Raw genomic sequence first — 13,195 nt, forward strand, 5'->3', positions numbered from 1 at the left:
CCGGGCCGCTAAGCTGGAGTATTGTTACCAAAGCCGTTCCGGGAGGACAGATGTATCATCGCATGGCACAGGAACCTCAGCCCAATCCGCTGTTACCGGGTTACACCTTTAACGCCTATCTGGTGGCGGGGCTGACCCCGATCATGGCGGACGGTCCGCTGGATTTCTTTATCGACCGCCCCGGCGGCATGAAGGGCTATATTCTCAACCTGACCATCAAGGGGCAGGGCAAGGTGTTTGACGGCGAAGATACCCTTTACTGTAATCCCGGCGATCTGTTGCTGTTTCCGCCCAAAGCGGCGCATTACTACGGTCGTTCGCCGGACAGCGACTGCTGGTATCACCGCTGGGTGTATTTCCGGCCGCGTGCCTACTGGGCCGACTGGCTGGAATGGCACAGCAAAACCCATGAAGTGGGGCGGCTGACCTTGCCGAACAATAACCTGCTGCTAGAGTTCGATCGGCTGTTCGCCAATATCGAACAGACTCAGCGTTCCGGCCGCCGCTTTGCCGAAGAGCTGGGGATGAACCTGCTGGAGCGTCTGCTGTTGCGCGCGATGGAGGAAGACCCGCTCAGCCCGCAGAAAATTATGGATCCGCGAGTGATTGAAGCCTGCCAGTTTATCACCGGCAACTTGGCGGGAGAGCTGCGGATTGACGAGGTGGCGCGGCATGTCTGCCTGTCGCCATCACGGTTAGCGCATCTGTTCCGCGAGCAGGTGGGCATCAATATTCTGCGCTGGCGCGAAGATCAGCGGGTGATCCGCGCCAAACTGCTGTTGCAGACTACCCAGGAGTCGATCGCCACCATAGGTCGGGTGGTGGGTTATGACGATCAGCTGTACTTTTCACGGGTATTTCGCAAGCGGGTGGGCGTTAGCCCGAGCGATTTCCGCCGCCGCAGCCTGGAGATAAACTATCCGGCCAGAAATCAACGTGAACAGCCTTATGTGGCGGCCTCAAATTAACATTAAATTTACTTCTTGTTCCCGTCTGCATCATGGTGTCAAATCTGATGGGTCTATTGCGAGCCAGTAAGAGGAAACACCATGGCAGAAAAACTTCGGGTTGGGCTGGTCGGTTACGGCTATGCCAGCAAAACCTTTCATGCGCCACTGATCGTTGGCACTCCCGGCGTAGAGCTGACTGCCGTTTCCAGCAGCGATGCCGGTAAAGTGCATGCAGACTGGCCGTCGATGACGGTAGTCAACGATCCGCAGGCGCTGTTTAACGACCCCTCTATCGATCTGATCGTCATTCCTACCCCCAACGATACCCACTTCCCGCTGGCGCAGCAGGCCATGGCCGCCGGTAAACATGTGGTGGTGGATAAGCCGTTTACCGTGACGTTGTCACAGGCTCAGGCGTTAAAACAACAGGCGGAGCAGAGCGGCAAGTTGTTATCGGTGTTCCACAACCGTCGCTGGGACAGTGATTTTCTGACGCTTAAGACGCTGCTGAAAGAAGGTGCGCTCGGCGAGGTGGTTTATTTCGAATCTCATTTCGATCGCTTCCGGCCAGAAGTGCGTCAGCGCTGGCGTGAGCTGGGCGGCGCAGGCAGCGGCATTTGGTACGATTTGGGGCCGCACCTGATCGACCAGGCGCTGCAACTGTTCGGCAAGCCGGAAACGCTGTTTGTCGATCTGGCCGAACTGCGTCCGGGCGCGCAGTCGGTGGACTATTTCCACGCGGTGCTTAACTACGGCAAGCGCCGGGTGGTGCTGCATGGCACGGTGCTGGCGGCGGCGGAAACCGCGCGTTATATCGTGCATGGCACCCAGGGCAGCTTTATCAAGTTTGGTCTGGATCCGCAGGAAGACCGGCTAAAAGCCGGTGAGCGCCTGCCGCAGGCAGACTGGGGCTATGACATGCGCGACGGCGTGGTGACGTTGTCACGTGATGGTGTGCTGGCGGAAAAACCGCTGCTGAGTATTCCGGGCAACTACCCGGCCTATTACGCGGCGGTGCGCGATGCGATTAACGGTGTAGGTGAAAACCCGGTACCGGCCGCCGATGCCATCCAGGTGATGGAACTGATTGAGCTGGGCCTGGAATCGGCAAAACAGCAAAGAGCACTGCCGGTAGCCTAACCGCCGCGCTTTCTTATCCGGGTTCGGCTGACCGAACCCGCCATACTCCTCGAAGGATCCGGTTCCATGTCCTGGTTACAACGTCTTCGCATTGATAAATTTTTGCTGGTTTTGATTCTGGTGGTGATTGTCGCCTCGGTTTTCCCCTGCGAAGGGATATGGAAAACCTTCTTTGATCGCCTGACCACCGCCGCCATCGCGCTGCTGTTTTTTATGCATGGTGCCAAGCTGTCGCGTGAGGCGATTATCGCCGGTATGGGCCACTGGAAACTGCATCTGGTGGTGTTCCTCAGCACCTTTGCGCTGTTTCCACTGCTGGGGCTGGCGATGAATTTGATGGTGCCAGGGCTGATGACCCCGACGGTCTATATGGGCTTCCTTTACCTGTGTGCGCTGCCGGCTACGGTGCAATCGGCCATTGCCTTCACTTCGGCAGCGGGCGGTAACGTGGCGGCGGCGGTCTGCAGCGCTTCGGCATCCAGCATCCTCGGCGTTTTCCTCTCGCCGCTGCTGGTAGGCGCACTGATGCACACCCAGGGCGGTGATACTGACGTGTTGCACGCCATTGGTTCGATCATTTTGAAACTGATGGTGCCGTTTGTGGTGGGGCATCTGGCGCGGCCGCTGATCGGCAAATGGGTCGATCGCCACCGCAAGTTGATTAATCTCACTGACCGGTCATCGATTCTGCTGGTGGTGTATACCGCCTTTAGCGCCGCAGTGGTAGAGGGCATTTGGCACAAGATTGACGGCTGGTCGCTGCTGACCATCTTGGTGATGTCTCTGGTGCTGCTGACGGTGGTACTGATTATCAACACCTATGCCGCACGTTGGCTGGGATTTAATACTGCGGACGAGATAACCATTGTGTTCTGCGGCTCGAAAAAGAGCCTGGCAAACGGTATCCCGATGGCTAACGTGCTGTTCCCAGCGGCCGCGGTGGGTGCGATGGTGTTGCCGCTGATGATTTTCCATCAGGTGCAATTGATGGTGTGTGCCGTACTGGCCCAACGCTATGCGCGCAAAACCGCCAAACAGCGGGCAGAAGCGCTGGCAGCGAAGTAAAAAATGGGCGCGAAATAGCGCCCATTATTCAATGCAATCAGCCGCGAACTTTATCGCGCAGCGCCTGCTTTTCCTGCTCGCTGAGGAACGCCATTTTCAGGCCATTTTCCTGAGCTGTGCGGATCTCCGCCTCTGTCAGCCCGGCCTGTGGTGCTGCTACCCGATATTCATGTTCAATTTCGATACCCTGAACCGCCGGATCGTCAGTGTTGATCGACGCCATGACGCCGTGGCGCAGGAACTTCGCCAGCGGATGCTGCGCCAGTGACGGCACGGTGCTGGTCTGAATGTTGGACGTCAGGCAGGATTCGATACCAATACCCTGTTCCGCCAGGAAGTCCATCAATGCCGGATCTTCAACGGCTTTCACTCCGTGACCAATGCGTTCGGCACCCAGCTCGCGGATCGCCTGCCAGATGCTCTCCGGGCCGGCGGCTTCACCGGCGTGCACGGTGATGCGCAAACCGGCGTCACGGGCGCGGTTAAAGTGGTTGAGGAACAGGCCGCCTGGGAAGCCGAGTTCGTCACCGGCCAGATCCAGGGCGGTAATGCCGTCACGGTGGGCTAGCAGGCCTTCCAGCTCTTGCAAACAGGCGGCCTCGCCGAAGGTTCGGCTCATGATGCCGATCAGGCGCACATCAATACCCAAATCGCGAGAACCGGAACGAATGCCATCAATTACCGCTTCCACCACCCCAGCCACCGGCAACTGGTGCTTCATCGCCATGTAATACGGCGAGAAACGCAGTTCGGCATAGTGCAGACCGGCGTTGGCAGCATCTTCAACGTTTTCATAAGCGACCCGGCGGCAGGCTTCCAAATCGCCCAGCACCGCCACTCCCCAGTCGAGCTTTTGCAAAAAGCTGACCAGATCCGGTTCGGCATGGGTAATTTGCACATGTGGACGCAGGGCTTCCAGTTCGTCGGCCGGCAGGGCAAGGTTAAACTGACGGCCCAGATCGAGGATGGTTTGCGCACGGATGTTGCCGTCGAGGTGACGGTGGATGTCGGTCAGCGGAAGGCGGGAGTCAATCATGGTGTGCACTCGTTATTTTGTTGTAGGTAAAGTGCAGATCAGTATAAAAACAAAATGATGAAAATTGCCATTCCGTTACATAAAAAAGTGACAAAAGTCACACCGATTGCGTTCGGTGCCGCATTTTCAGGCGATGGCGGGAGAAGAATCCCCCCCGCGACCCGGCAGGAAAACGGCGGGCTGACCCCATCAGCCGCCCCTCAGTTTAGTGATATTTCCATCGTTGTTATCGGCTACGCCATGCAGCGCCAGCCAATCCGTAATTTTACCGATCTCCAGCGGTAGCGCTTGATCAACGCGGCTTGCCGAACGCTGTCTGAGGCGGGCAGCATAAGGCGCAGATAACGACGTACGTATAGCCTATGAGCGAGGATTGACGGTGTATCAATGTCTCGCAGAGATCCCACCGGTTTAAGTTTGAATGGGGGACGGTATTTCGCAGCAACCTAACGCCCTCTCTGGAGAGAGGGCGTTCACACTGTTGAAGTTATTAAGCCGAGTTCAGCACAAATTGCAGCCCGCTAATCAGCTTATCCATGCCGGCCTCCACCTTGCTGCGTGGACAACCGACGTTCAGCCGCAGGAAGCCACGGCCTTCTTCGCCATAGGTGAAGCCTGGCATGATGGCGACCTTCTCCCGCTCGATCAGCACCTGTTGCAACTGTTGGTCGTCAATGCCCAACGGGCGCAGATCAATCCAGGCCAGGTAGGTGGATTGCGGCGGTTGCCAGCCCAGTTGCGGGAATGCCTGATGGAGCCTTTCAGCGACGTAGGTCAGGTTGTCCTGCAGGTAATCGCGCAGCGCGTCCAGCCAGGGTTCACCGTGGCGATAAGCGGCAATATGTGCCACTACCGCTAGCACCGCCGGGGAAGACAGCCCATCGCGCGCCTTGAGTTGCTGGCTGTAGGCATCGCGCGTCGCATCGTCGCTGATAAAACCGTAGGCCCCGGTCAGCGCCGGGATATTGAAGGTTTTGGAACCGGAAGTCAGCAGTGCCCAGGAGGTGGTAGCAACCTGGCTCCACGGCGTATGTTGCTGTTCACCCCACACCATATCCATATGGATCTCATCGCTGATTACCCGCACGTCGTGGCGTTCACACAGCTCGGCCATTTGCTGCAATTCCTCGGTGCGCCACACTTTACCGGTCGGGTTGTGCGGACTGCACAGCAACAGAATTTTGGTCTGCGGCCGCGCCAGTAATGCCTCCAGATGGGCCATATCACAACGCCAGTCGTTGCCGTGTTTTTGCAACGGGCAGGCCAGCAGTTGGCGCTGATTACCAAGGTTCACCTTATAAAAAGCGTCATACGCCGGGGTGTGGGTGACCACGTATTCCCCCGGTGCTGACCACAGGCGGATTAACTGCGCTACCATGTAAATCACCGACGGACCATACACCGCCATTTGGGTGTTGATGAGGGTATCAAAGCGTTGTTGATACCATTGGCGCACCGCACCGAGGAAATCCTCATGTTGCCAGCGGCTATAACCCAGCACACCGTGCTGCAGGCGCTGTTGCAGCGCCTCGAGAATGCAGGGGGCGGTGGCGAAGTCCATATCGGAAATGGTGAACGGCAGTAGGTCATCGCTGCCAAAGCGGTCAGCGATATAATCCCATTGCGTGCACCAGGTGCCGTGCCGATCGACCGGGGTGGAAAAATCAAACATTTGACGCTCCCTGCAGGGCCGCAGCAGGAGGCGCTGCCGCTATCAGTGAGTCTAATTCATCTTTCACCGATTGCACCTGCGGACCGATAACCACCTGCAGATTGTGTTCGTTGAGGTGTACCACGCCGATGGCGCGATTGGCCTTCAGTGCGGCGTCATCAACCTTGCTCATGTCGTCGACCGACAGACGCAGACGGGTGATGCAGTTATCCAGCGAAACAATATTCTCACTGCCGCCCAGCGCCGCCAAAATGGCCGGTACGTTATAGCCGGATTTGCCGACCGGGCCTGCAGATGCGCTCTGGCTGGCAGCAGTTTCGCTCTCACGGCCCGGCGTTTTGATATTAAAGCGTTGGATGGAGAAGCGGAAAATAGCGTAGTAAGCGGCGAACCAAATGGCCGCGACGACGGGTACCAGATACCACTTGGTGGCGGTGCCATGCAGGATGCCGAACACCACGAAGTCGATGATATTGCCGTCGGTATTGCCGATGGTCACGCCCAGTAGCGCCATCACGGTGAAGCCCAGCCCGGTCAGGACAGCGTGAATCAGGTACAGGAAAGGCGCGACAAACAGGAACAGGAATTCGATCGGTTCGGTGGTGCCACCGACCACGCAAGCCACCACGCCGGAGATCAACAGCCCCTTAATCTTATGGCGATTTTCCGGCTTGGCGCAGTGGTACATCGCCAGCGCCGCCCCTGGCAGGCCGCCGAGGAATGCCGGCATCTTGCCCTGGGACAGGAAGCGGGTGGCGCTTTCGGCAAAGCCGGTGGTGGTCGGGCAAGAGAGTTGTGCTTGGAAAATGGTCAGCGCGCCGCTCACGCTATGGCCGCAAACGTCCAGCGTGCCGCCCGCTTCGGTAAAGCGGATCAGTGCCACCAGAATATGCTGCAAGCCAAAGGGCAGCAGCAGACGTTCACCGGTGCCAAACAGCATCGGGCCAAAGGCGCCGGCGCTGTTAATTACCCAGCCCAGACCGGTAATACCGGCGGCGAACCACGGCCAGATCAGCGGGATCACCAGACCACACAGGCCCAGCACCACCGTGGTGACGATCGGCACAAAGCGGGTACCGCCGAAAAATGCCAGCGCATCCGGCAGGCGAATGGTATGAAAACGCTCATGCAATTTATAAACGATAATCCCGACGATCACCGCCCCCAGAATGCCGGTATCAATCGACTGAATACCGAGGATGTTCTGGATATTGTTGGCTTTTAGCACCAGCGGATCGGTGGTGGGTAAAATGCCGGTGGTGGTCAGATAGAAGTTGGTGGCCAGATTCAGCACCGCAAAGCCGACAAAGCCGGAGAACGCGGCGACCCCTTTGTTTTCACGCGCCATGCCCAACGGAATGGCGATGGCGAACATCACCGGGAGGAAGCTAAAGGCAAAGGAACCGATCTTGCTCATCCAGGTGAACAGCAACTGGAAGGCCGGGTGACCGATAAACGGTAACAGGGTGATGACATCACGGCTGCTTAGCGAACTGCCGATGCCCAGCATGATGCCGCAGAACGACAACAAGGCGACGGGCAGCATGAATGTTTTGCCCAGGCTCTGGAAAAACTCCCAAAGCGTGATTTTTTGTTTTTTAGATGCTGGCATAACCGGCGGCTCCTGGCGAAAAAACGTGCGAAAGTGGTGTGTACCCCTGTTAGGTAAAAATAAGATAAAACGTTTTACCTAGCAAAAATGCGCCGCTAATCACAATTTCAGCCTGCACTTTGCGGCGACAATGCTGATGCCAGTAAAACGTTTTACTGGTCAAACCGATTCGGTATACCATTTGCTGCAAGGTGCTCAATGCCCAGGATCGGGCTAGCAGAGGTTATGACCATCAAAAAGATCACCATCACCGATGTCGCACAACAGGCCGGCGTCTCCGTCACTACCGTTTCGCTGGTGCTGAGCGGCAAAGGGCGTATTTCACCCACCACCGTGGAACGGGTGAACCAGGCGATTGAGCGCCTTGGCTACGTACGTAACCGTCAGGCGGCAACGTTGCGTGGCGGGGAGTCGGGCGTGATTGGTTTGATCCTGCGTGATATTTGCGAGCCGTTTTATGCGGAAATGACCGCGGGTCTGAGCGAGGTGCTGGAGGCGCACGGCAAAGTGCTGTTCCTGACCCAAAGCGGTCGTGAAGGCAAAGGGCTGATGCGCTGTTTCGATACGCTGCTGGAGCACGGGGTCGACGGCATGGTGCTGGCGGGCGGCGTACGCTCGGCCGAGGGCCTGAAGGAAAAAGCCGCCGAACAGGGGGTGCCATTGGTGTGTGCAGCGCGCTCGAATGGGTTGGAAGGGGTTGATGTGGTGCGGCCGGACAATATGCAGGCGGCTAAAATGGCCACCGAATTTTTGATCAAACGCGGCCACAGCCAAATTGCTTATCTGGGAGGACAAAGCAGTTCGTTGACCCGCGCCGAACGGCTGGGGGGCTTTTGTGCCACGCTGGTGCAATATGGTCTGCCTTTCCGCTCCGACTGGATTGTCGAATGTGACTGCCATCAACGTGCGGCGGCGGAGGCGGCGGAAAACCTGCTACGGCAACATCCCAATATCAGCGCGCTGGTTTGCCACAAGGCTTCGGTGGCGCTGGGGGCCTATTTTGGCATTGTCCGCAGTGGGCGCAGCATCGGTTCTGATGGTGTGGATACCTACTACGGGCAACAGGTGGCGTTGATTGGTTTCGGCGACGTGCCAGAGGCCGAACTGACCGAGCCGCCGCTGACGCTGGTCTCCAGTTCCGCGCGCGAAGTGGGGCGCAGCGCCGCCTCACGCCTGCTGCAACGGATTGCCGACGCCGACTTACCACCGCAAAACGTGATTCTGCCGCCCTTGTTGATCAAGCGCGGCTCGGCCTGACCTCATTGTTGTTCATCAATGTTGTTCATCAGTGACCTGTTGCTGGATCCAACTGACAAACACTTTCATTGCCGGGGTCATATCACGTGATTTCAGATGGGTCAGCCAGTAGCCACCGAGATCCGCTTCAGCGCTGAACGGGCGCTGCAACAGACCTTCACGCAGCTCCCGAGCAAACATGCGCGCAGGGGCCAGCGCGACACCGCCGCTGTGGATCGCTCCTTCCACCATCAGTCGGGAAGAGTCGAACACCGGGCCGTTGATGCGCCATGGGGTTACCTGGGCGGCGGCAAACCAGCGTTCCCATTCGTCTTTACGGTAGCTGCGCATCAGCCGTTGGTGTTGCAGATCTTGCGGCGTGCGCAGCTGCCTGGCCACTTCCGGCGGGCAGAGCACCGTCAGCGGGGCATCAAACAGTTTGAGGTTGTGGGTCGCCGGCCAGCGGCCTTCGCCAAAACGGATAGCAAAGTCCATTCCGTCGGCGGACAAATTAACCAGGTTATTGTTGGTTAACACCCGCAGATCGATAAACGGATGCGATTCTCTGAAGTCTGCCAGACGGGGCATCAGCCAGCCGACGGCAAAGGTACCGACCACCGCGACCGTCAGCACCTCATGGAAATGCCCCCCCTCAAACTGTTGCAATACCGATTCAATGCGGTCGAAAGCGTCGGTCAATATCGGCAACAGTGCCTGTCCTTCTTCGGTCAAATCCAACCCACGCGGCAGACGGCGGAACAGCTGAATGCCCAGTTGCTGTTCCAGCATACGCACCTGCTGACTGACGGCAGCTTGGGTGACGCTCAACTCCAGCCCGGCGCGGGTAAAGTTCAGGTGACGGGCGGAGGATTCAAACGCCCGCAGGGCATTGAGGGGAAGTCGATTACGCATAAAGTTAGCCATAAGTTTTTCTTTATGCTGGCTGAAATTCTTATCGCTTGTCAACCCAAGGATAAACCCTGATATTTAGCCTGCTGGTGCGAAATCAACGCAGTCAGAAAAGGAATAACACCATCATCCAAGGATATCCTCGCGTCGACAGGCAATAAAATCTTTTGCCATCGGCCGATACCCTGCAACCCAAGAGCTTTCACATGACCAAAATAAATCGCCTGGCGGCCGCGTTGTTGGCCGCAATGATCCTGCCGGCAGGCCAGGCCGCCGACAAAGCCGATATTGACGCTATTATTCAGCCGCTGATGCAAAAATATGGCGTGCCCGGCATGGCTATCGCCGTGTCTGTGGATGGGAAACAGCAGTTTTATGATTATGGCGTGGCGTCCAAACAGACCGGCAAGCCAATCACCAATCAAACCTTGTTTGAAGTGGGCTCATTGAGCAAAACCTTCACCGCCACGCTGGCGGCCTACGCGCAAAATGAGGGCAAACTGTCGTTCGCCGAACCGGCCAGCCATTACCTGCCTGAACTGCGTGGCAGCGCCTTTGACCATGTCAGCTTGCTGAACCTGGCGACGCATACCTCCGGCTTGCCACTATTTGTCCCGGACGACGTGACCAATGACGCGCAATTGATGGCGTATTACAAAAAATGGCAGCCGCCACATGCCGTGGGGACCTATCGGGTTTATTCCAACCTGGGTATTGGCATGCTGGGGATGATCACCGCCAAAAGCCTGAACCAACCCTTTGCGCAGGCGATGGAAAAACAGCTGCTGCCGGCTTTGGGTATGAACCACAGCTACGTTAATGTTCCGGTTGCGCAGATGGATAATTACGCTCAGGGCTACAACAAGAAAGACCAACCGGTGCGAGTCACGCCTGGCCCGTTGGACGCAGAATCCTACGGCATCAAATCCAATGCCGAAGATCTGATCCGTTACCTTGAAGCCAACATGCAGGTAGCCAAAGTGGGGGATAAGTGGCGCAAGGCACTGGCGGCTACCCATACCGGTTACTACCGGGCCGGGGTGTTCACCCAGGATCTGATGTGGGAAAGCTACGCTTATCCGGTGGCATTGCCCAAGCTGACGGAAGGCAACAACGCCGGGATGATCATGAACGGCACTCCGGCCACCGTCATCACGCCGCCGCAGCAAGATCAAAGCGCTGCCTGGTACAATAAAACCGGCTCGACCGGAGGGTTCTCCACCTACGCAGTATTCATCCCATCGAAGAAAATCGCCGTGGTGATGCTGGCCAACAAATGGTTCCCGAACGACGATCGGGTCGCGGCAACCTACCAGTTGGTACAGGCGTTGGATAAGCGTTAATTCATGCTTTCTCAGGGCGCTGTAATGGCGTCCTGAGAAGATAACTGTAGTGCCCGTTTTTCCCGTATGAAATCAACAAACACTCGCAGTTTGAGTGGCATATGCCGGCTGGCCGGGAAGTAGATGAAAAAACCGGGAAAATTACAGCGATATTCCGCCAGTATTTCCACCAGTTGCCCAGTGTCCAGCTCGCGTTGTACCGTGCTGACAAAACGTTGGGTGAGCCCCAGCCCCATCAACGCTGCATCCTTAATCAGCCTGTCTTCGTTGAATATCAGGTTACCGCTGACTTCCAGCGTGAGTTGCCCGCCTTCCTGCCGAAAATACCAGGGTTCAAACTTGCCGCTGCCGGGGAAACGATAGCGCAGGCAGTTGTGCGCGCTCAGTGCCTGTGGCGTTAATGGCGTGCCGTGCTGCGCCAGATAAGCGGGAGTGGCGATAATCACCCGCTGTTGGTCGTTGTCGAGCGGCACCGCAACCATGTCTTTTTGCACCATGGCACGCATGCGAATACCGGCATCGAAACTGTCCAATACCAGATCGGAAAAATGGTCGTCGGTAAACAGCTCAAGCTGCACCTCGGGATAAAGCGCCTGAAATTCGGCCAGATAAGGCATCACCAACAGCGAAGCCGCTAACTGCGGCAGGGTGATGCGCAACAGACCAGAAGGGTGGCCGTGCAGGGTTCGAAGCTCCTCTGCTGCCATGTCGATCTGGCCCATCGCCGGTGCTACCCGTTGGAAAAAGAGGCGGCCTTCATCGCTCAGTCGTACCGATCGGCTGGTACGGTTGAACAGCCGTACACCCAAGCGGGTTTCCAATGCCTGAATGTTTTGCGACACCGCAGGGGGGGTAACGCCCAGCTGATTTGCCGCCTGGGTAAAACTGCCCAGGCGGGCGACGGCTTCGAAGAACGGCAGTAACTGTAATAGTGAACTCATCTATCAGTAACCCCTGCTTAATGATTCGTTAAGTTATCGGGTATTTAATTTTATAATAATCGCTTTAAAGTGTTTTGATACCCCTTCAGAGAGTATCAAAGCATGACGACACTGAATCAGTCATTAGCAGAAAGAATACAGGCGGTCAGCCAGCAGGCGATTAGCGAAGAACGTATTGTCGGCAGCGTGGTGCTGGTGGCCCAGCACGGCAAGGTGATTTATGCCGAGGCCAGTGGTTACGCCGACCGTGAGCAACAGCGGCCGATGCGGCGCGAGACGCAGTTCCGGCTGTCATCGGTGTCCAAACCCTATATCACACTGGCGGCGATGCGCATGGTAGAACAGCACAAGCTGGGGCTGGATGATGAGGTCAGTCGCTGGCTCCCCTGGTTTACCCCGGTACTGGCCGATGGCCGCCAGCCAGAAATTAAAATCCGCCACTTGCTGAGCCATACTGCCGGGCTGGATTATCGCTTTACCCAGCCTGAGGATGGGCCGTATCAGCGGTTAGGGATTCAAGACGGGATGACATCGTCGTCGCTGACGCTGGAGCAGAATTTGCGTCTGCTGGCACAGGCGGAGCTGCTCGTGGAACCGGGCAGAGAGTTTCATTATTCACTGGCGATCGACGTGCTGGGTGCGGTGCTGGAGGTGGCTGCGGGTGAACCTTTGCCGCAGTTGTTCAATCGTTGGGTTGCGCAGCCTTTGGGGTTGGGGAATACCGGTTTTTACACCACCGACAGCGAAAACATGTCGACGGCTTATCAGGATACCACTGCCCGGCCGGAACCGATTTATGACGGTATGCAGTTGAAGCTACCTGAAGGTTTTGGTTTTGACATAGCATTATCCCCATCACGTGCATTTGACCCTCATGCCTATGCCTCCGGCGGGGCCGGTATGGTCGGTGATGCCGATGACGTGCTGCGACTGGTCGAAACGTTGCGCAATGGTGGAGAGGGAATGTTGCAACCGGCCACCGTCGAACTGATGCGGCAGGCGCATGTCGGGGCCGAAGCTGAAACTCAGGGGCCGGGCTGGGGCTTTGGTTTCGGCGGTGCGGTGCTGGTAGATGCTCAATTGGCGGCGACGCCACAGCACAAAGGCACCCTGCAGTGGGGAGGTGTTTATGGACACAGTTGGTTTTACGATCCGCAGGCGGCATTAAGCGTGGTGGCGCTGACCAATACGGCGTTTGAAGGCATGAGCGGGATCTATCCACAGCAGATACGCGATGCGGTGTACGGCGTTCAGGGATAAAAAAGGGGCCCGGCAAGCGGGCCCCGAGGGG

12 protein-coding genes are annotated in these 13,195 nt (G+C 57.2%); 7 read left to right on the top strand and 5 right to left on the bottom strand.

Going from position 1 to position 13,195, the window contains the following annotated elements; all coding sequences use genetic code 11:
* The first annotated feature begins 50 nt into the window (after positions 1-50).
* From araC to ACUTSU_RS01350, 3 genes are all read left to right on the top strand, one after another.
* Positions 51-968 (top strand): arabinose operon transcriptional regulator AraC, encoded by a 918-nt coding sequence (araC, locus tag ACUTSU_RS01340; protein ID WP_445651136.1) that lies wholly within the window; start codon positions 51-53, stop codon positions 966-968.
* An 81-nt stretch (positions 969-1,049) separates the two neighbouring features.
* Entirely contained in the window at positions 1,050-2,090 is a 1,041-nt protein-coding gene (locus ACUTSU_RS01345; protein ID WP_445651137.1) for an oxidoreductase, read from the top strand.
* Positions 2,091-2,156: 66 nt separating this feature from the next.
* Positions 2,157-3,155 carry a bile acid:sodium symporter family protein gene (locus ACUTSU_RS01350; RefSeq protein WP_445651138.1) on the top strand — a complete coding sequence of 333 codons (999 nt, stop codon included), beginning with the start codon at positions 2,157-2,159 and terminating at the stop codon, positions 3,153-3,155.
* A gap of 37 nt (positions 3,156-3,192) precedes the next feature.
* Here the strand turns inward: ACUTSU_RS01350 and add are convergent, their stop codons facing one another.
* Positions 3,193-4,191, bottom strand: coding sequence for an adenosine deaminase (add, locus tag ACUTSU_RS01355; RefSeq protein WP_445651139.1), 999 nt, complete (start codon positions 4,189-4,191; stop codon positions 3,193-3,195).
* Positions 4,192-4,245: 54 nt separating this feature from the next.
* On the opposite strand from add, the gene ACUTSU_RS01360 reads away from it, so the two are divergent.
* Positions 4,246-4,476 carry a hypothetical protein gene (locus ACUTSU_RS01360; protein ID WP_445651140.1) on the top strand — a complete coding sequence of 77 codons (231 nt, stop codon included), beginning with the start codon at positions 4,246-4,248 and terminating at the stop codon, positions 4,474-4,476.
* 205 nt (positions 4,477-4,681) lie between these two features.
* Here the strand turns inward: ACUTSU_RS01360 and ACUTSU_RS01365 are convergent, their stop codons facing one another.
* Both ACUTSU_RS01365 and malX read right to left on the bottom strand, forming a co-directional pair.
* Positions 4,682-5,863: a MalY/PatB family protein gene (locus ACUTSU_RS01365; protein ID WP_445653666.1), complete on the bottom strand. Its 1,182-nt coding sequence runs from the start codon at positions 5,861-5,863 to the stop codon at positions 4,682-4,684.
* Entirely contained in the window at positions 5,856-7,475 is a 1,620-nt protein-coding gene (malX, locus tag ACUTSU_RS01370; RefSeq protein ID WP_445651474.1) for a maltose/glucose-specific PTS transporter subunit IIBC, read from the bottom strand. Before malX ends, ACUTSU_RS01365 begins: the two co-directional genes overlap by 8 nt.
* A 225-nt stretch (positions 7,476-7,700) precedes the next feature.
* Between malX and ACUTSU_RS01375 the strand changes: the two genes are divergently transcribed.
* Positions 7,701-8,732: a Mal regulon transcriptional regulator MalI gene (locus tag ACUTSU_RS01375; RefSeq protein ID WP_445651475.1), complete on the top strand. Its 1,032-nt coding sequence runs from the start codon at positions 7,701-7,703 to the stop codon at positions 8,730-8,732.
* Between the two features lie 15 nt (positions 8,733-8,747).
* Here the strand turns inward: ACUTSU_RS01375 and ACUTSU_RS01380 are convergent, their stop codons facing one another.
* On the bottom strand, positions 8,748-9,635 hold the full coding sequence (locus ACUTSU_RS01380) for a LysR substrate-binding domain-containing protein (RefSeq protein WP_445651476.1): 888 nt from the start codon (positions 9,633-9,635) through the stop codon (positions 8,748-8,750).
* A 191-nt stretch (positions 9,636-9,826) separates the two neighbouring features.
* Here ACUTSU_RS01380 and ampC point away from each other — a divergent pair, with 191 nt between their 5' ends.
* A complete protein-coding gene (ampC, locus tag ACUTSU_RS01385) occupies positions 9,827-10,963 on the top strand; it encodes a class C beta-lactamase (protein ID WP_445653667.1) in 1,137 nt (378 codons plus the stop codon).
* An 11-nt stretch (positions 10,964-10,974) separates the two neighbouring features.
* Here the strand turns inward: ampC and ACUTSU_RS01390 are convergent, their stop codons facing one another.
* Positions 10,975-11,904 (bottom strand): LysR family transcriptional regulator, encoded by a 930-nt coding sequence (locus ACUTSU_RS01390; protein ID WP_445653668.1) that lies wholly within the window; start codon positions 11,902-11,904, stop codon positions 10,975-10,977.
* Positions 11,905-12,006: 102 nt separating this feature from the next.
* Here ACUTSU_RS01390 and ACUTSU_RS01395 point away from each other — a divergent pair, with 102 nt between their 5' ends.
* Positions 12,007-13,164: a serine hydrolase domain-containing protein gene (locus tag ACUTSU_RS01395; protein WP_445653669.1), complete on the top strand. Its 1,158-nt coding sequence runs from the start codon at positions 12,007-12,009 to the stop codon at positions 13,162-13,164.
* The last annotated feature ends 31 nt before the right edge of the window (positions 13,165-13,195 follow it).

It is taken from the genome of Serratia sp. NA_13 (genome assembly GCF_052691735.1).